Raw genomic sequence first — 15,555 nt, 5'->3', positions numbered from 1 at the left:
ATGGAAGGCAACGGGGTTATGACAGTCGCGAACGAATCGGCGGCACCACTGCCGCCGGTGCGGTTACCCGACGATGACGCCGCGCTCGACGTCCGCGACCTGCGGATGCGGTACGGCACGACCGACGTCCTCAAGGGCGTCGACTTCACCACGCGCCGGGGCGAGGTGGTGGCGCTGCTGGGGCCGAACGGGGCGGGCAAGACCACGACGATCGAGGTCCTGGAAGGCTTCCGGATGCGCTCCGGCGGTGATGTCCAAGTCCTCGGCACCGACCCGGCGCGCGGCGACGAAAACTGGCGGGCCCGGCTCGGCGTCGTGCTGCAGTCATGGCGCGACCACAGCAAGTGGCGCGTCCGGGAGCTTCTGACACACCTGGGGACCTACTACTCGCCGTACTCCACGGCGCAGATCACCCGGCCCTGGGACGTCGACGAACTCATCGCGGCGGTCGGCCTGACCGAGCACGCGAACAAGCGGGCCGGGCAGCTCTCCGGCGGTCAGCGCCGCCGGCTCGACGTCGCGATCGGCATCGTCGGCCGCCCGGAACTGCTGTTCCTGGACGAGCCCACGGTCGGCTTCGACCCGCAGGCCCGCCGGGAGTTCCACGACCTCGTGCACCGGCTCGCCGACGACAACACCGGCATCCTGCTGACCACGCACGACCTGGACGAGGCGGAGAAGCTGGCCGACCGCATCCTGATCCTGGCCGGCGGCCGGATCGTCGCCGACGGCTCCGCCGACGAGCTGTCCCGGCAGGTGGCCGCCGAGTCGGAGGTCAAGTGGACCCGCGACGGCCAGCGCTACGTGCACTCGGCCGCCGACGCCACCAAGTTCGTCCGGGACCTGTTCGCGCAGCACGGCGACGAAATCACCGAACTGGAGGTGCGCCGGGCCACCCTGGAGGACACCTACATGGCGATGGTGCGCGCGCACGAATCCGGGCACGGTGACGACGCCGCGCTGCCCTTCAACGCCGAGGAGGTCAACCGGTGAAGGCCAACGCCGCACGCGCCGGCCTGCAGCGCGGTTGGATCGAGTTCCGCCAGACCCTGACCACCCCGCAGGACCTGTGGGGCTACCTGTTCCCCACCGTGATCCTGCTGGTCGTGATGTCGTTCCAGCGCGGGTCCACAGTGGCCGGTTTCTCGCTGGGCGCGATGACGCTGCCCGGCGCGCTCGGCATGGGCATCGGGTTCTCCGGGCTGATCACCATCGCGCAACAGCTGACGGTCGAGCGCGAGGACGGCACCCTGCTGCGCGCCAAGGCCACCCCGGACGGGATGTTCGGCTACCTGATCGGCAAGATCACGCTGATCGGGTGCATGTCGCTGGTCAGCCTGGTGATCCTGCTGGTGCCCGGCCTGGTGCTGTTCGACGGCCTGGCCACCGGTGTCGACACCTGGCTGACGCTGGTTTGGGTGCTGGTGCTGGGGCTCGTCGCGACGATGCCGATCGGCGCGATCATCGGCTCGCTGTTCGCCAACCCGCGGAGTCTGGGCCTGATCATGCTGCCGATGATGGGGCTGATCGCGATCTCCGGGATCTTCTACCCGATCACCGGGTACCCGGAGTGGTTGCAGTGGATCGCGCAGGTCTTCCCGATGTACTGGCTCGGGCTCGGCATGCGGTCGGCGCTGCTGCCGGACGGGATGGCGGCGGCCGAGATCGGCGAGTCCTGGCGGCACCTGGAGACTGTCGGGGTGCTCGGCCTGTGGGCCGTGGTCGGCCTGGTGGTGGCCCCGGTGGTGCTGCGCCGGATGGCGCGGCGCGAGTCGGGGTCGAGCGTGGCCGCGCGGCGCGAGAAGGCCATGCAGCGCGTGCGGTGACGCCGGCGGAGGGGACCATGAGCGAGACGATCTACAACCGCATCGCGATGCTGCGGGCCGAACGCGGGATCTCCCGCCGGCAGCTCTCCGAGGCGCTCGGCGTGCACTACCAGACGATCGGCTACCTGGAGCGCGGCGAGTACAGCCCGAGCCTGCACCTGGCGCTGCGCATAGCGGAGCACTTCGAGGTCCCGGTCGAGGTGGTGTTCTCCATCCACCCGTTCCCCCGCATCGGCAGCGGCGAACGCTCCGCCTGACCGATCCGAAGAGGCGTGCAGGGCATCTTTGCCGACTTGCTCGGCAAAGATGCCCTTCGTATCAGGCACTTGGCGGGATCTGGCAGCATTGCTCACACCTACAGCCGTATTCGTTGTAGGCGTAGATGGTCCCGTGTTTGCCGGCCGGGACTTCCATCTGCGACTTTCGTTGTCTTGTCTCCCCCTGTATCTGGCGTGTTCCTCTCTTCTGCATTGGGCGCATCTACACTTGTGGGCTTGATATCTGCTGTAGGTGCCGTGAGGCGGCAGGGTTTTCGACCCCTGGCCCGGGGCTGGCATGGGAAAGCAAGAACTACCGAAGATCTGGCGTCCCGCGTTCACCACGGCCGGACTGGACTACCGCACCCGCATTGACGGCATGCACGCACTCCGCCACACCTTCGCTTCCACCATGCTCGCTGGCGGGGTCACCATCCGGGAGCTAGCCGAGTACCTCGGCCACAAAGTCCCGGGCTTCACGCTCCGCGTCTACACACACATGCTGCCCTCGTCCCACAACCGGGCACGGGCCGCGAACGACGACTTCACGGCCCTACTCACGGCCAACGATCCGCTTGCAGCCTGATACGGCCTCCACACGGCCCGACAAGATCCACAAACCATAAAACCGCTGGTCAGAGCGCATACGCTCCCAGATGGCCCCTTCGTCTTGAAAGGACCGCCGCCGCCGTGGGGCAGCCGATCCAGCCGTCTGTCCAAAATGGATAAAGAAGTGCCGTTCGAGGACGCGTCGGCCGCGCTCGCGAAGAGCACCGTAGCGCCCAGTAACGCCATCGCGACCGAGCGCGTTTGCGCCGACATCGTTGGTTTGCCCGATTCTTCGGTTTCTCCTCTAGTAGATGGGCGCTGCGCTGCTTAAGATTCGATCTCGGCACTGTACCGTTACGCGAATCGGAGGGACGTGACTCCACCTACCACTGAAGTGGCGGGTTTCCCCCGGTGCTGGCTATGCAGTATCGGAGAGGACCAGCCCGGCCCTGGAAAGGATGTTGACCGAGCCGACGACGTCCGCGTTCGCTGTGTGACCACAGCGTTGGCACGCGCCCGGCTGGTCGGGGTCGGGTTGAGGTTTGGGTGCGCGGGTCATGCCCGCGATGTTGAGGTCTTCCACCGCTATCACGTCGTGCGCACGCACCAGCACGAGCGCTGTCTTGTGGTGGTGATCCAACCGCTGACGCCGGGTCTTTCCGTGCAGCCGAGCGACCTTGTGGGCGGCTGCACCGTGCTTCTTGCTGCGGTTCGCGGCACGAACACGTTTGGGGAAGTGGTCCAGTTCGCGTTGCGCTTCGGCAAGTTCATCAGCAGCTTCGCGTGCGTAACGAGGGTTCGGGAAGTGTTCCCCGTCGCTGGTGGTAGCGAAGTGCGCCACCCCCATGTCGATGCCAACCATGCGGCCGGTGGCGGGCAGCGGTTGCGCTGGTACGTCGTCGCAGGACAGCACGACGAACCACCGATCGCCCACACGTTTGACGCTGATCGTTTTCACGCGGCCCTGAACTGGGCGGTGCTGGTGTACCCGGATGTGCCCGATTCCTTGCAGGCGGACACGGGTTTGGGTGTCATGCGGCGTGGAGTCCCACCGGCACCCGTCACCGTCCTTAGGGAACTCAACACTGTCGAATCGGCCAGCACCTTTGAACCGGGGATACCCGGGTTCTTGGCCTGCTTTGACGCGACGGAAGAACGCGGCGAACGCTTTATCCAGGCGCCGCAGGGTGGCCTGCTGCGACGAGAACGACCAGCGCCCCTGACGTTCGGGGGCGAACGCGCGGATCGCTTTGAGTTGGCTGGACTGGTCGCCGTAGCGGATTCGGGTCTGCGAGGTATGTCGGTAGGCGTCTCGGCGTTCCTGCAACGCGGCGTTGTAGAGCGCACGATGATCGGCCAGCATTTCCCGCAACGCTTGTTGTTGCTTGCTGGTCGGCCGGAGCAAGAACTTGTAGGCGCGTCTCACATGCGCTCCCACTGGGTGTCGATGTACCGACGTACCGTATCGGCGCTCACCGCACCCACCGACGCCGCGAAATACGACGACGACCACAACGTGGGCAGACGCGACCGCAAATGCGGGAACTCTTCCCGCAGCACACGGGATGTGAAGCCTTTGAACTGGTTCGCTAGATACGACGCCGACGACTTGGGGTCGTGCTTGACGAACAGGTGCACGTGGTCCGGCATCACTTCCAGTGCCACGATCTCCCACCCCCGTTCCTCAGCCTTCACGCGGATCAGTTCTTCCAGTCGTGCCGCGACCCGACCACCAAGGACTGGACGGCGGTACTTCGGGCACCACACCACGTGCAGCTCAAGGTCGTACACACCACCGGAAAACCGGCGAACCTTCCTAGCCACAGACACACCAAAAGTATACAAACGACACACGTATAACGAGAGGAGGCTGGCGAATAGGACCCGAAACCTGCGAAACGTAGCGGCGATTCACCCCGCAGCTAAAGCAGCGGGTCCCCTCGCCGAATACTGATGGAGGGGAACATCCTCGATCCGGACAGCGCTCACGAGCGTTTGGCCGCTTGGAAGGACCGGATCGACAAGCTGGCCGCCGACACCCAAGCGATGAGCGAGCGGCTGCAGGAAGTGCGGGTCACCGCGAGCGATCCGAACGGGCTGACCGAGGTCACGATCGACTCGACCGGCGCGTTGGTGGACCTGCGGCTGACCGAGCGGATGCAGCGGACGAGCCCGGAGGTCGTCGCTCGCACGATCATGGCGACTCTCGGCGAGGCCAAGAACAAGCTCGCCGACCGCTCGCAGGAGATCATCGCGGACACGGTGGGCACCCAATCCCCGGCGGCGCGGGCGATCGCGGACAGCGTCGGGCAGCACCTGCGGAGCGGTCCGGCTCCGGAAAGCGCCGCCGCTCCCGGCGTTGACGACCAGGACTACGAGACGCACTCCTACCTCGACGAGCGGCGGTGGTGACATGGGCGACGGATTCAGCGTCGACGCCGAGCAGTTGCGCGCCCACGCGAGCAAGGTGTCGGAGATCCAGGCGCGGTTCGGCGCGGTGAAATCCGCCAGCTCGCACATCACGCAGGACGACCAGGCGTACGGGCCGCTGTGCGGGTGGATTTCCGGCTTGCTGGAGGAACGGCACGCCGACCAGGACGAGCTGATCGCGTACGTGGCGGAGAACCTCGAACTCGCCGCGGCGGCGCTGCGCGACACCGCCGACTACTACGAATCCCTCGACAAGGACCACGCCGACCTGATCCGCTCCGCAGGCGAGGGCATGCCATGACCGACAAGTCACTGGTCGCCCCCGTCGAGTCGTCCCGCGAGGCGTGGACCGGCGCCGGGCTGGCCGAAAGCATCGAGGGCCTGGTCGATGCGATCAAGAGCGAGGGCTGGGTCGACGACCTGCTGGCCGGCACGGGCCTGGCGATCGAGGTCGCGGCGAGCGCGCTGGACCCGTTCAGCGCACTGCTGTCCAACGGCCTGGGCTGGGCCATGGAGTACTTCGAGCCGCTGCGCGAGATGCTGGACGAGCTGACCGGCAAGCCGGACGTGGTCATGTCGCACGCGTCGACGTGGAACAACATGGCCCAGGAACTCGGTTCCATGGCCGAGGACCTGCGCGCGAGCGTCGAGGCGGACGTGTCCGGTTGGCACGGCGGGGCCGCGGACGCCTACCGCCGCCTGATGGGCAACAACGTGGAGGCCGTCGGGGGGCTGGCCGCGATCTCCGCGGCGATGGCGGAAGCCACCCAGGGCGCGGGCGGTTTGGTGGAGCAGACCCGCGAAATCGTTCGCGACCTGATCGCCGACCTGGTGGCCAGGGTGATCGTGTGGGCGGTCGAGGCGATCTTCGTGGTCACCATCCCGGTGGTCGCCGCGCAGATCGCCGCCGCGGTGGTCAAGTGGGCCGCGCGCATCTTCACCTACACCACGGCCCTGATCACCAGCCTGACCAACCTCAACAAGCTCCTCAACGATTAGGCGGGCGCGATGCGATTCCTCACGTTCCTCGCCCTCGCCGTTTGGTTCGGGCTGCACAGCACCAAAACCCCGGACGGCCCCGGCGGAACCCACAGCGGCAAGAAGAACCAGCCGACGAAGGTCGGCAACGTCGACGCCGGCAAGGGCGCCAAGAGCGCCATCAGGGCCACCAAGGAATACGCCGACAAGGGCCGGGCCGATCAGGGCGACCAATCCACCAACCCGACGGATCCCTCCGACCCCTCGAAGACCGATCCCAAGGCCCAGCAGAAGCAGGCCCTCATCGAGGAGGCCCAGGCGCAGGGGATCAAGATCAGCGCGGACCGGGTCGTGGAGATCGGCAAAGACCCCAACGGGAAGATCGTCTTCCTCGAAGAGGGCAAGGGCGGCAAGCGCGGGGCCGGACTGGAGCACATCTACGAAGAGCACGGGAGCCAGTTCGAGCAAGCCGGGATCCCGAAGGAAGAAGTGCCGGATTTCGTTCACAAAGCGGCCACGGAAGGCGAGTACACCGGGTACACCCAGGGAAAGGAACCCGGCCGCCCGATTTACGAGGTCGAGCACAACGGCCAGAAGCAGTACGTCGCGGTGAGCGTCGGCAGCAATGGATTCATCGTCGGAGCCAACATGAGAGGTGCCGATGATCCGTTCAAGGGCGCCCAGAAAGATCCCAAATCAGAGACCGATCCGAAACACCGGGGGTATTAGCGATGGACCAAGCGGAAACCCTGCTCTCGGTGCGTATCTCGGCGGAATGGCGAACGGGGCCGCTCTGGGTCACCACCAGCGGGGATCGCTTCGAGGACAACGCCGAACCCGAAGACCTGGCGGAGAAGTTCGGCGTATCCGTGGAACTGGTCGCCGAACTGAACGAGTGGGATGACGAATTCCAGCAGATCTGGGATCCGGCCGACCCCGCTTCAGCGGAATTCCCTAGCGAAGAAGCGGAAGTTCGTTGGGAAGAGCGCGGCAGGCGACTGGCGGAAAAACTGGCCGCCGAACTCGGACCGACCGTCCGGGTAAGCTATTACAAGGAAATCATCCAGGCCGGCGCGACGGACAGAGAACGGGAAGATGACTGAATCAGGCGCGGATTTGATCAGGAACCGCCACGGCGCGGACTTCGCGCGGTGCGGCGTCAGCGGCGACCTGATCAACAAGCTGGTCATGCACGTCGCGACCAGCCGAACCGAGGCGGTGCGGGTCGTCGGCCACAACCGTCCGACCTACGTCGTCGAATTCGGCGGCAAGCGGATTCCCGTCGCGCTCAGCATCGCCGCCAGCGGTTACGTGATCTCCGCGCATCCCGAGCCGCTGGCCCGCGTGGACGGTTCGCAGTGGCCTCCGGCGGGAAACCGTCCGACCAGCGTCCGGCTCGGCGCCGAATGGGGAGCCGGGCCGTTCTGGGTCCGCTTCGGGCCCGGCTTCGGCCCCGGGGAGGCGGTCGCCGCGAACTACCTGCCGGACGAGATCCGGAACGTGCTCGACCTCCCGGCCGACCTGCTGCTGGACATCGCCCGCTGGGACCACGACTACCAGGGCATCCTTGACCAGAACTACCCGCCCGACTCGGCGTTCCCCTCCGAGGAGGCCGCGCTGAACTTCCGGCGCACCGGGCTCACCCTGGCCAAGCGCCTCGCCGCCGCGCTGCCGCCGGGGCTCGTCGTCGAGTACGCGGAGAACTTCAGCGACCGCATCCTCACCATGTGAGCACGTGTGACGGGCACCGCTGAGCGAGCAACTGGTCGGCAGATCGGGCGCGTCACCTCCAGGGGGCGTCGCGGCGATTTCGCGCGAAATCGTCACTTTCCACGCGTGCCGAGGGGCGATTTCGCGCGAAATCGCCCCTCCTGGGCGCGCCCGGTCCGCGCACCTCCAAGCCGCCCGAGGGCGCCCTTCGCCTCGGAAGATCAGTTCAGGACTTCTTGGCGAGCCAGGTTTCGAAGGTCATCAGGTCCGGGTGGACTCGGCGCAGGGCCGGGAGGTCCACCGACAGGTCCAGTTCGTTGATCGCGGAGTAGGCGCGGTAGAGGACGGGGTTCTGTTCGCGCAGGGGCTCCAGCGGCAGTTCGACGTGGCGGAGTTCCCGGCCGGTCGCCCGGGACAGCGCGGCGGCGATCTCCGGCGGCGTCAACGAATCCCCGGCGATCTCCACCGCCCGACCGACGTACTCGTCGGGGTTCTCGAAGGCCAGCGCGGCGAACGTGCCGATGTCCTCCAGCGCGATCAGGGGCTGCGACACGTCGGCCCGGACCGCGCTCACCAGCTCGCCGTCCGTGGCGGCCTGCCCCGGCATCATCGCGAGGTAGTTCTCCATGAACGACACCGGCCGCAGCATCGTGGCGGGTACGCCCAGCGCGCGGATGTGCTCCTCGATCGCCCACTTGTTGTCCAGGGTCGGGGATCCGATCCGCCGCTCCGCGTTGGTCGCCGAGGCGTAGACGAGGTGCCGCACCCCGGCGGCCTTCGCCGCGTCTGCGACGTTCTTGCCCCACCCGATCTCCTTCTCGTTCGTCAGGTCGGGAGTCAGCTCGGGCGTGATGAAGGTCGGCTGGACGCTGAAAGCGCCATACACGCCCCGCATCGCGTCCTCCAGCGTCGCCCGGTCGCCCATGTCTCCCTCGACCAGTTCCGCACCGGCGTCGGCGAGCCGCCGCGCGGCGGCGCTGGACGCGCTGCGGGTGAATGCCCGAACCCGCCAGCCCCGCTTGAGCAGCTGTGCGGCGGTGGCGCCGCCCTGCTGCCCGGTGGCTCCGACGACCAGTACGACCTTGTCTGCTGTGGACACTTCTGCCTCCGCATCAACGGGCACAACCGGAACGTGCGCCCCGATTTCGCAATATACGGAACGTCCGCCCCGCTTGTCCACGGCAGCGGTAGGCTCGACTCGTGACGACCAAGAACGCCTCAGGAAAGCGGCTGCGCGCGGACGCCCAGCGCAACCGGGAACGGGTCCTGGCCGCGGCCCAGGAGCTGTTCGCCGCCGAAGGCCTGGCCGTCCCCCTGGACGACATCGCCCGCCGGGCCGGCGTCGGCCCCGGCACCGTCTACCGCCACTTCCCCACCAAGGAAGCGCTCTTCGAGGCGGTCGTGGTGGAGCGGATCCAACGGATGGTCGAGGAGGCCCGCGACCACGCGACGGCCGACGACCCCGGCCGGGCGTTCTACGACTACTTCCAGCGGGTGATCGAGCACGCCGCGCTGAACAAGGACATCTGCGACGCCCTGGAATCGACGGGCCAGCAACCGAGAACGGCCTGCCCGGAAAACGACTTCAACAACGCCATCGGCACGCTGCTGGAACGCGCGCAACAGGCAGGAGCGGTCCGCGCCGACGTGACGACGGCCGAGTTGCGATCGCTGATCGTGGGAGCCCTGACCATGTACCGCCGCGCCGTGGCCGAACAACGCCCGGCGCACGAACTAGCGGTCCTCTACGCGGGCCTCCGCCCGGCCCGATGACCCCCGGGTGCCGTGAGCACTTTGGGTTGCCGTAGCAGCAGCCGTCGCAGCCCAAAGCACTCACGAGCGGAGCCGGGCGCAGCGGTCCCTCCCGGGGGGTGGCCGGGCGCCGGATCGGGGGCGGAGCGCCCGGCCACCATGAGGTCCGGCGAGGGAGGGGATGCGCCGGACCAGGTCTCGCGGTCAGATGCGCAAGCGCGCAAGGGTCTCGGTATCGAGGTGGTGTCGGCCGGTAGCCACGGCTTCCCGTTGTCGCTCCGCCTCGATGTCCTCGATCAGCTGCCACACATTCAAAGCACCCTCACCGGCACCGCCGTGCTGTGCGCGCGGAAGCCGGACGAGCAGCATGCTCGCGATCAGCACGTTGACCAGGACAAGAGTGCTCACCTGAAGCCAGAACATGATTTCTCCTCATTGCTGTGGGTTGCTTTTGTGCCGGTCAGGGGTCGTGAGTGCGAAAACCGGTAAGAACCGGATCTCGCACTCACGACCCCGTGGCCCACGCGAGCTGATGCGGCGCCAGCAGTCCATGCAGGTGTCCTCGTCGATCCACTCCGCCTCGGGAGGCAACCGCTGCACCTGCCACGCCTCCACCTCAACCCCGCAGAAAGACGTCACGCGCGCATGCGGCTCGGCCCGCTTCGCGGTCACACCGAAGGCGTGCCGCCCAACCCCCACAGGCCGCCAAAACCAGTCCACAGAAGCCTTTTCAAACATTGCATCTCCCGACTTGTTGCAATCCCACTTTACTGTGATTGATGCGTCTCATGAGGCGCAAGCTAAACGATCAAGAACCATGCGAACGGGTTACGCTGCGGGACACAGATCAAATGCGATGCTCTACGGCATGCCAACACCGACTGTCCGGCGACTGCTCGTAGGTCATCTCTTGCGTCACGCGCGGGAGCAGACCGGTCTCGACCTCGATGCCGCGGGCAAGCTCATCGGGAAGACCAACAGCACGATGAGCAGGATCGAACGCGGCCACACCGCGCTGCCGCAGCATGTGCTGAAGAAGCTCGCGAACGCGTACGAGCAGCACGCACCGAACGCCATCGACCTGGACGAGCTGCTCGATCTGGCACGCGGGAGCCAGGATCGTGGTCGATGGTCCGGCTATCGGTCCGTGTACTCCAAGTACTTCCGCATGGCAGTGGATCTCGAAGCAGACGCCGCTGCGATCTTCCAATACCAGACCGAGATCGTGCCAGGCTTGCTTCAAACGGAGCAGTACATCCGCGCGCTGTTCACCACGTCTCAGGTGCAACCCAGCGATCAGTCCACAGAGGATGCGGTGGAAGCACGGCTGGAACGCCAATCCGTCTTGACCAAGCCGAAAGCGCCGCAGGTCAGCTTCGTCCTTTCTGAGTCGTCACTTCGCCGCCTCGTAGGTGATCGGGAGCTGATGGAAAATCAGCTCCGCCACACGGCCGAGATCGCGCGACTTCGAAACGTCCAAATTCAGGTTCTTCCCTTTGACGCAGCGACAGCACCGCGTGCGACGCACGACTTCAAGCTTTTCCGCGTACCGTCGCCCGGCAACGCCGGTCCGCTTGAGTTCCTCTACGTCGAGGACTTCACTGACGGCCGCTACCTGGACAGACACGACGATGTACACGCATACACTCTGCTGTGGCAACAGCTCGTGGCGGCTGCGCTGGACCCGGTGGAGTCCGAGAAGTTCATCCTGCGCGTCGCGGACGAGTTCGCGCGATGACGTTTGGAGACTACGGATGCAGCGCGATGAAGCGATTCTCTGGCGGAAGTCCTCGTACTCGCAGGGGCAAGGCACCTGCGTTGAGGTCGGATGGCGGAAGTCCAGTTATAGCCCCCACAACGACAACTGCGTCGAGGTCGGTGTTGGTTTCGACGCCGTCGGGATTCGGGACACCAAAGATCGAGATGGCGGGCACTTAGCCGTCACTCCTGCCCGATGGCAGGCGTTCCTGCGGGCCGTCAAGGACGGCGCGCTCGACGCCTGAACCACCGGATCGGGTGAGAGGTGAGGGGACCCTTGGGTGGCTGTACCGCCCAAGGGTGCCCCTCACCTCGAAAAAATCGCCCGTCAGGAGATTACGCGGGGGCGTTCCTCGGCGAAGTGGCATGCCGAGGGGTGGTCGCCCAGGCGGACTTCCAGCTCCGGGACCTTCTCCGCGCAGATGTCCTGCGCCTTCCAGCAGCGGGTGCGGAAGCGGCAGCCCGACGGCGGGTTCGCCGGGCTCGGCACGTCGCCCGTCAGCCGGATGATCTCGCGCTTGCCGCGCAGCGTCGGGTCCGGCACCGGCACCGACGACAGCAGCGCCTGCGTGTACGGGTGCTGCGGGTGCTCGTAGATCTGCTCGTCGGAGCCGATCTCCACGATCTTGCCCAGGTACATCACCGCCACCCGGTCCGACAGGTGACGGACCACCCCGAGGTCGTGGGCGATGAACACGTACGACAGCCCGAACTCGTGCTGCAGGTCGCCGAGCAGGTTCATCACCTGCGCCTGGATGGAGACGTCTAGCGCGGACACCGGCTCGTCGCAGATGATCACCTTCGGCCGCAGCGCCAGCGCCCGCGCGATGCCGATGCGCTGCCGCTGTCCGCCGGAGAACTGATGCGGGTAGCGCTGGATGTGCTCCGGGTTGAGCCCCACCACCTCCAGCAGTTCCTGCACCTTCCGCCGCCGCTCGCCCTTCGGCGCCACCTCGGGGTGGATCTCGAAGGGCTCCCCGATGATGTCGCCCACGGTGCGCCGCGGGTTCAGCGAGGTGTACGGGTCCTGCAGCACGATCTGCAGGTCGCGGCGCAGCTTGCGCAGCTCGGCGCCGCGCATCTTGAACATGTCGCGGCCCTCGAACAGGGCGGTGCCGCTGGTCGGCTTCTCCAGCCGCATCAGCACCTGCGCCAGGGTCGACTTGCCGCAGCCGGACTCGCCCACCACGCCGAGCGTTTCGCCCCGGTTGAGGTCGAACGACACGCCATCAACGGCCCGCACGTGGCCGATGGTGCGCTTGAACAGCACGCCCTGGGTGACCGGGAAGTGCTTGACCAGGTCCCGCACCTGGAGGATCGGCTCAGCCACGGGTCATCAACTCCTCCGCGAAGTGGCAGGCGCTGGCCCGCCCCAGACCCAACTGGTGGTAGGTCGGCACCTCCTGGCGGCAGCGTTCCTGGGCGCGCGGGCAGCGCGGGTGGAACGGGCAGCCCGGCGGCACCGCGAGCAGGTTCGGCGGCAGGCCCTTGATGGTCTCCAGCTCCTGCCCCTTGAGGTCCAGGCGCGGGATCGACCGCATCAGGCCCTCGGTGTACGGGTGGCCCGGCTGCTTGTACAGCGAGTAGGCGTCCGCAGACTCCACGATCCGCCCCGCGTACATCACCACGATCCGGTCCGCGACCTCGGCGACCACGCCCAGGTCGTGGGTGATCAGGATGAGCCCCATGCCGAGTTCCCGGCGCAGCTCGTCGAGCAGGTCCATGATCTGGGCCTGCACCGTGACGTCCAGTGCGGTGGTGGGCTCGTCGGCGATTAGCAGTTCCGGGTCCAGCGCCAGCGACATCGCGATCATCGCGCGCTGCCGCATGCCGCCGGAGAACTGGTGCGGGTACTCCTTCACGCGCTGCTTGGCGTTCGGGATCTTCACCTGGTCCAGCAGCTCGACGGTCCTGGCCATGGCGGCCTTGCGGGACATGCCGCGGCGCATCCGCAGCTGCTCGGCGATCTGGAACCCGACGGTGTAGACCGGGTTCAGCGCGGACAGCGCGTCCTGGAAGATCATCGCCATCGAGTCGCCGCGCAACTCCCGGCGACGGCTGTCCGACGCCGTGAGCAGGTCCTCGCCCTGGTACCGGATCGCCCCGCCGGTGATCGCACCGGGCGGGATGTCGAGGATGCCCATGATGGTCTGCGCGGTGACGCTCTTGCCGGAGCCGGATTCGCCGAGCACGGCGAGGGTTTCGCCGGCGTCGACGTGGTAGCTCACCCCGTTAAGGACCTTGGCCACGCCGTCCCGTGTGCGGAACTCCACGTGCAGGTCTTCGACCTCCAGCAGCCGCTCCGCCGGAGCCTTATTGTCCACAGTAGACAAATCGGTTTCTCCTACCTCTGCTTCGGGTCGAGCGCGTCGCGCACGGCGTCACCGAGCATCACGAACGCCAGCACCGTGATCACCAGGAACCCGGCCGGGAAGAACAGCAGGTGCGGCGCCGCCTGGATGTAGAAGCGCGACTCGGCGATCATCACGCCCCACGACACGACCGGGTCGCGCAACCCGATGCCCAGGAACGACAGCGTCGCCTCGGCACCGATGAAGCCGCCCAACGCGATCGTCGAGTACACCAGCACCGGTGCGAGGCAGTTCGGCAGCATGTGCCGCAGGATGATCCGCGGCGCGCTGGCGCCGAGCGCCCGCGCCGCCTTCACGTAGTCCTGCTGCTTCGCCGAGATCGCCGCCGAGCGCATGATGCGCATCGAGATCGGCCAGGACAGCACCGCGATCGTCAGCACGACCTGGGCGACGATCCGCGTCGCGCTGGGAATGGCCACCTCGGCGTTGAAGGTGGTAAGGATGACGATCGCACCCAGCACGAACGGCAGGCCCAGGAAGATCTCGGAGAACCGGGACAGCAGGTTGTCCACCCAACCGCCGAAGAAGCCGGCGATGATGCCGACGGCACCGCCGAACAGCACGGTCAGCAGCGTCGCCAGCACACCCACCGCGATTGATGCGCGGGTGCCGTAGATCGCGCGGGCGAAGATGTCCCGTCCGAGGTTGTCGTAGCCGAACCAGGCCTCGGCGGAAGGCGGCTGCCTGGACTTGGAGAGGTTCGTCCACGACGGGTCTACCGACGTGAACACGCCCGGGAACGCCGTGATGAACAGCAGCGCCAGGATGATCAGGGACGCCGCGATGAACAGCGGGCGGCGCCGCAGTTCCAGCCACGCGTCGCCCCAGAGGCCGCGGGGCTTCTGGGACTTGCCCCCTGTAGTCGAGGGGACCGGGTCCTCCGGTCCCACGGCCGGGCCGGTGACCAGGCTGGAAACACTTTGGTCAGTCATATCGGATCCTCGGGTCGAGAACCGCGTAGAGGATGTCCACGAGCAGGTTCATCAGCAGGTAAACCAGCACCAGCAGGGTGACGATCCCGGTCACCGTGGCGCCTTCCTTGGTCAGGATCGACTTGAAGACCAGGCCTCCGATGCCGTGGATGTTGAACACGCCCTCGGTCACGATCGCGCCACCCATCAGCGTGCCGAGGTCGGTGCCCAGGAAGGTGATCACCGGGATCAACGAGTTCCGCAGCAGGTGCACGCCGACCACGCGCTTGGGTTCCAGCCCCTTGGCGACCGCGGTCCGGACGAAGTCCGCGTGGCGGTTCTCCATCATGGCGGTCCTGGTCAGCCGCGCCACGTAGGCCATGGACAGCGAGCCGAGCACGAAGCCGGGCACGATCAGTTCCCCGATCGACGGGTTCGCGCTGACCGTTGGCTTGATGATGCCGAGTTCGCTGCCCAAGGTGATCTGCAGCACGAAACCGGTGACGAACACCGGCAGCGAGATCAGGAACAGGGTGGACACCAGGACCAGGTTGTCCAGGAATCCGCGGCCGCGCAGGCCGGTCAGGATGCCGGCCGCCAGGCCGATGACGCCCTCGATGACCAGCGCGACGACGGCGAGCTTGATGGTGGTCGGGTAGGCGTTCTGGATCAGCGTGCTGATCTGGATGCCCGCGTAGGTCTCCCCGAAATCACCCGTTAGGAGCTTCCCGAGGTACTTGAAGTATTGAACGATCAACGGATCGTCAAGGTTGTACTTCTCGTGCATCTCGGCGATATAGGCGGGCGGACAGCCGCGGTCGCCGCACTTTCCCGCGAACGGGTCACCCGGGATCGCCCAGACGAGCAAGTAGATGATCAGAGTTGTCCCGATGAAGACCGGGATCAGTTGCAGCAGCCGCCGCAACAAGTAGCGACCCATTCGGGCCTCCTAATCACAGCCAATGCAGGGCCCGGCCCGCCGGATCACGGCGGGCCGGGCTCCGGCTCGGTT

At 66.7% G+C, this 15,555-nt stretch carries 21 protein-coding genes; 13 read left to right on the top strand and 8 right to left on the bottom strand.

Translation table 11 applies throughout. The features are described 5' to 3' along the window. Positions 1-18 precede the first annotated feature (18 nt). The 4 genes from FDZ84_RS15885 to FDZ84_RS15870 all read left to right on the top strand — a co-directional run bounded on the left by FDZ84_RS15885 (position 19) and on the right by FDZ84_RS15870 (position 2,669). Entirely contained in the window at positions 19-993 is a 975-nt protein-coding gene (locus FDZ84_RS15885; protein ID WP_168586546.1) for an ABC transporter ATP-binding protein, read from the top strand. Next, positions 990-1,826 carry an ABC transporter permease gene (locus tag FDZ84_RS15880; RefSeq protein WP_168586545.1) on the top strand — a complete coding sequence of 279 codons (837 nt, stop codon included), beginning with the start codon at positions 990-992 and terminating at the stop codon, positions 1,824-1,826. The genes FDZ84_RS15885 and FDZ84_RS15880 overlap by 4 nt, the downstream gene beginning before the upstream one ends. 17 nt (positions 1,827-1,843) lie before the next feature. Further along, positions 1,844-2,083, top strand: coding sequence for a helix-turn-helix transcriptional regulator (locus FDZ84_RS15875; protein ID WP_168586544.1), 240 nt, complete (start codon positions 1,844-1,846; stop codon positions 2,081-2,083). A 298-nt stretch (positions 2,084-2,381) separates the two neighbouring features. Next, entirely contained in the window at positions 2,382-2,669 is a 288-nt protein-coding gene (locus FDZ84_RS15870; RefSeq protein WP_168586543.1) for a tyrosine-type recombinase/integrase, read from the top strand. A gap of 381 nt (positions 2,670-3,050) precedes the next feature. Here FDZ84_RS15870 and FDZ84_RS15865 read toward each other — a convergent pair whose 3' ends face one another. Both FDZ84_RS15865 and tnpA read right to left on the bottom strand, forming a co-directional pair. Next, a complete protein-coding gene (locus FDZ84_RS15865) occupies positions 3,051-4,058 on the bottom strand; it encodes an RNA-guided endonuclease TnpB family protein (protein ID WP_168586542.1) in 1,008 nt (335 codons plus the stop codon). Next, positions 4,055-4,456 carry an IS200/IS605 family transposase gene (gene tnpA, locus FDZ84_RS15860; protein ID WP_168586541.1) on the bottom strand — a complete coding sequence of 134 codons (402 nt, stop codon included), beginning with the start codon at positions 4,454-4,456 and terminating at the stop codon, positions 4,055-4,057. The genes FDZ84_RS15865 and tnpA overlap by 4 nt, the downstream gene beginning before the upstream one ends. Positions 4,457-4,585: 129 nt before the next feature. On the opposite strand from tnpA, the gene FDZ84_RS15855 reads away from it, so the two are divergent. Genes FDZ84_RS15855 through FDZ84_RS15830 form a run of 6 tightly spaced genes read left to right on the top strand, consistent with a single transcriptional unit; the run spans position 4,586 to position 7,771 of the window. Continuing rightward, a complete protein-coding gene (locus FDZ84_RS15855; protein ID WP_168586540.1) occupies positions 4,586-5,044 on the top strand; it encodes a YbaB/EbfC family nucleoid-associated protein in 459 nt (152 codons plus the stop codon). A 1-nt stretch (position 5,045) separates the two neighbouring features. Next, complete coding sequence (locus FDZ84_RS15850; RefSeq protein ID WP_168586539.1) at positions 5,046-5,363, top strand: type VII secretion target; 318 nt, start codon at positions 5,046-5,048, stop codon at positions 5,361-5,363. Next, positions 5,360-6,061 carry a WXG100 family type VII secretion target gene (locus FDZ84_RS15845; protein WP_168586538.1) on the top strand — a complete coding sequence of 234 codons (702 nt, stop codon included), beginning with the start codon at positions 5,360-5,362 and terminating at the stop codon, positions 6,059-6,061. The genes FDZ84_RS15850 and FDZ84_RS15845 overlap by 4 nt, the downstream gene beginning before the upstream one ends. A 9-nt stretch (positions 6,062-6,070) precedes the next feature. Beyond that, positions 6,071-6,769: a hypothetical protein gene (locus FDZ84_RS37800; protein ID WP_210435584.1), complete on the top strand. Its 699-nt coding sequence runs from the start codon at positions 6,071-6,073 to the stop codon at positions 6,767-6,769. A 2-nt stretch (positions 6,770-6,771) separates the two neighbouring features. Next, positions 6,772-7,143, top strand: a complete 372-nt coding sequence (locus FDZ84_RS15835) for a hypothetical protein (protein ID WP_168586537.1) — start codon at positions 6,772-6,774, stop codon at positions 7,141-7,143. Beyond that, positions 7,136-7,771 (top strand): hypothetical protein, encoded by a 636-nt coding sequence (locus tag FDZ84_RS15830; RefSeq protein ID WP_168586536.1) that lies wholly within the window; start codon positions 7,136-7,138, stop codon positions 7,769-7,771. The genes FDZ84_RS15835 and FDZ84_RS15830 overlap by 8 nt, the downstream gene beginning before the upstream one ends. A 205-nt stretch (positions 7,772-7,976) precedes the next feature. On the opposite strand, the gene FDZ84_RS15825 is transcribed toward FDZ84_RS15830, so the two are convergent. Beyond that, positions 7,977-8,849 carry an NmrA/HSCARG family protein gene (locus tag FDZ84_RS15825; RefSeq protein WP_168586535.1) on the bottom strand — a complete coding sequence of 291 codons (873 nt, stop codon included), beginning with the start codon at positions 8,847-8,849 and terminating at the stop codon, positions 7,977-7,979. A gap of 101 nt (positions 8,850-8,950) precedes the next feature. Between FDZ84_RS15825 and FDZ84_RS15820 the strand changes: the two genes are divergently transcribed. Further along, positions 8,951-9,523 (top strand): TetR/AcrR family transcriptional regulator, encoded by a 573-nt coding sequence (locus tag FDZ84_RS15820; RefSeq protein WP_168586534.1) that lies wholly within the window; start codon positions 8,951-8,953, stop codon positions 9,521-9,523. 183 nt (positions 9,524-9,706) lie between these two features. Here the strand turns inward: FDZ84_RS15820 and FDZ84_RS15815 are convergent, their stop codons facing one another. Continuing rightward, positions 9,707-9,925, bottom strand: a complete 219-nt coding sequence (locus FDZ84_RS15815) for a hypothetical protein (protein WP_168586533.1) — start codon at positions 9,923-9,925, stop codon at positions 9,707-9,709. Positions 9,926-10,358: 433 nt separating this feature from the next. Between FDZ84_RS15815 and FDZ84_RS15810 the strand changes: the two genes are divergently transcribed. Together FDZ84_RS15810 and FDZ84_RS15805 are read left to right on the top strand one after the other, a co-directional pair. Then, on the top strand, positions 10,359-11,240 hold the full coding sequence (locus FDZ84_RS15810) for a helix-turn-helix transcriptional regulator (RefSeq protein WP_168586532.1): 882 nt from the start codon (positions 10,359-10,361) through the stop codon (positions 11,238-11,240). 16 nt (positions 11,241-11,256) lie between these two features. Beyond that, positions 11,257-11,505, top strand: coding sequence for a DUF397 domain-containing protein (locus FDZ84_RS15805; RefSeq protein WP_168586531.1), 249 nt, complete (start codon positions 11,257-11,259; stop codon positions 11,503-11,505). 83 nt (positions 11,506-11,588) lie between these two features. Here FDZ84_RS15805 and FDZ84_RS15800 read toward each other — a convergent pair whose 3' ends face one another. The 4 genes from FDZ84_RS15800 to FDZ84_RS15785 are packed head-to-tail and all read right to left on the bottom strand — an operon-like array spanning position 11,589 to position 15,483. Next, on the bottom strand, positions 11,589-12,590 hold the full coding sequence (locus tag FDZ84_RS15800; protein ID WP_168586530.1) for an ABC transporter ATP-binding protein: 1,002 nt from the start codon (positions 12,588-12,590) through the stop codon (positions 11,589-11,591). After that, positions 12,583-13,593, bottom strand: coding sequence for an ABC transporter ATP-binding protein (locus tag FDZ84_RS15795; protein ID WP_371812860.1), 1,011 nt, complete (start codon positions 13,591-13,593; stop codon positions 12,583-12,585). Before FDZ84_RS15795 ends, FDZ84_RS15800 begins: the two co-directional genes overlap by 8 nt. Positions 13,594-13,604: 11 nt before the next feature. Next, on the bottom strand, positions 13,605-14,564 hold the full coding sequence (locus FDZ84_RS15790; RefSeq protein WP_168586529.1) for an ABC transporter permease: 960 nt from the start codon (positions 14,562-14,564) through the stop codon (positions 13,605-13,607). Further along, positions 14,557-15,483 carry an ABC transporter permease gene (locus tag FDZ84_RS15785; protein ID WP_168586528.1) on the bottom strand — a complete coding sequence of 309 codons (927 nt, stop codon included), beginning with the start codon at positions 15,481-15,483 and terminating at the stop codon, positions 14,557-14,559. Before FDZ84_RS15785 ends, FDZ84_RS15790 begins: the two co-directional genes overlap by 8 nt. Positions 15,484-15,555: the final 72 nt, after the last annotated feature.

It is taken from the genome of Saccharopolyspora sp. ASAGF58 (assembly GCF_012277335.1).
GTDB classification, from domain to species: domain Bacteria; phylum Actinomycetota; class Actinomycetes; order Mycobacteriales; family Pseudonocardiaceae; genus Saccharopolyspora; species Saccharopolyspora hattusasensis.
This window is presented reverse-complemented; position numbering and strand designations above follow the sequence as displayed.

What these genes read in the sequence shown, in the direction of transcription:
- FDZ84_RS15870 (WP_168586543.1), top strand. Translation starts at nt 2,382, where the DNA reads ATGGGAAAGCAAGAACTACCGAAGATCTGGCGTCCCGCGTTCACCACG.
- FDZ84_RS15830 (WP_168586536.1), top strand. Translation starts at nt 7,136, where the DNA reads ATGACTGAATCAGGCGCGGATTTGATCAGGAACCGCCACGGCGCGGAC.
- FDZ84_RS15875 (WP_168586544.1), top strand. Translation starts at nt 1,844, where the DNA reads ATGAGCGAGACGATCTACAACCGCATCGCGATGCTGCGGGCCGAACGC.
- FDZ84_RS15850 (WP_168586539.1), top strand. Translation starts at nt 5,046, where the DNA reads ATGGGCGACGGATTCAGCGTCGACGCCGAGCAGTTGCGCGCCCACGCG.
- FDZ84_RS15815 (WP_168586533.1), bottom strand. Translation starts at nt 9,925, where the DNA reads ATGTTCTGGCTTCAGGTGAGCACTCTTGTCCTGGTCAACGTGCTGATC.
- FDZ84_RS15855 (WP_168586540.1), top strand. Translation starts at nt 4,586, where the DNA reads ATGGAGGGGAACATCCTCGATCCGGACAGCGCTCACGAGCGTTTGGCC.
- FDZ84_RS15785 (WP_168586528.1), bottom strand. Translation starts at nt 15,483, where the DNA reads ATGGGTCGCTACTTGTTGCGGCGGCTGCTGCAACTGATCCCGGTCTTC.
- FDZ84_RS37800 (WP_210435584.1), top strand. Translation starts at nt 6,071, where the DNA reads ATGCGATTCCTCACGTTCCTCGCCCTCGCCGTTTGGTTCGGGCTGCAC.
- FDZ84_RS15805 (WP_168586531.1), top strand. Translation starts at nt 11,257, where the DNA reads ATGCAGCGCGATGAAGCGATTCTCTGGCGGAAGTCCTCGTACTCGCAG.
- FDZ84_RS15790 (WP_168586529.1), bottom strand. Translation starts at nt 14,564, where the DNA reads ATGACTGACCAAAGTGTTTCCAGCCTGGTCACCGGCCCGGCCGTGGGA.
- FDZ84_RS15835 (WP_168586537.1), top strand. Translation starts at nt 6,772, where the DNA reads ATGGACCAAGCGGAAACCCTGCTCTCGGTGCGTATCTCGGCGGAATGG.
- FDZ84_RS15885 (WP_168586546.1), top strand. Translation starts at nt 19, where the DNA reads ATGACAGTCGCGAACGAATCGGCGGCACCACTGCCGCCGGTGCGGTTA.
- FDZ84_RS15810 (WP_168586532.1), top strand. Translation starts at nt 10,359, where the DNA reads ATGCTCTACGGCATGCCAACACCGACTGTCCGGCGACTGCTCGTAGGT.
- FDZ84_RS15845 (WP_168586538.1), top strand. Translation starts at nt 5,360, where the DNA reads ATGACCGACAAGTCACTGGTCGCCCCCGTCGAGTCGTCCCGCGAGGCG.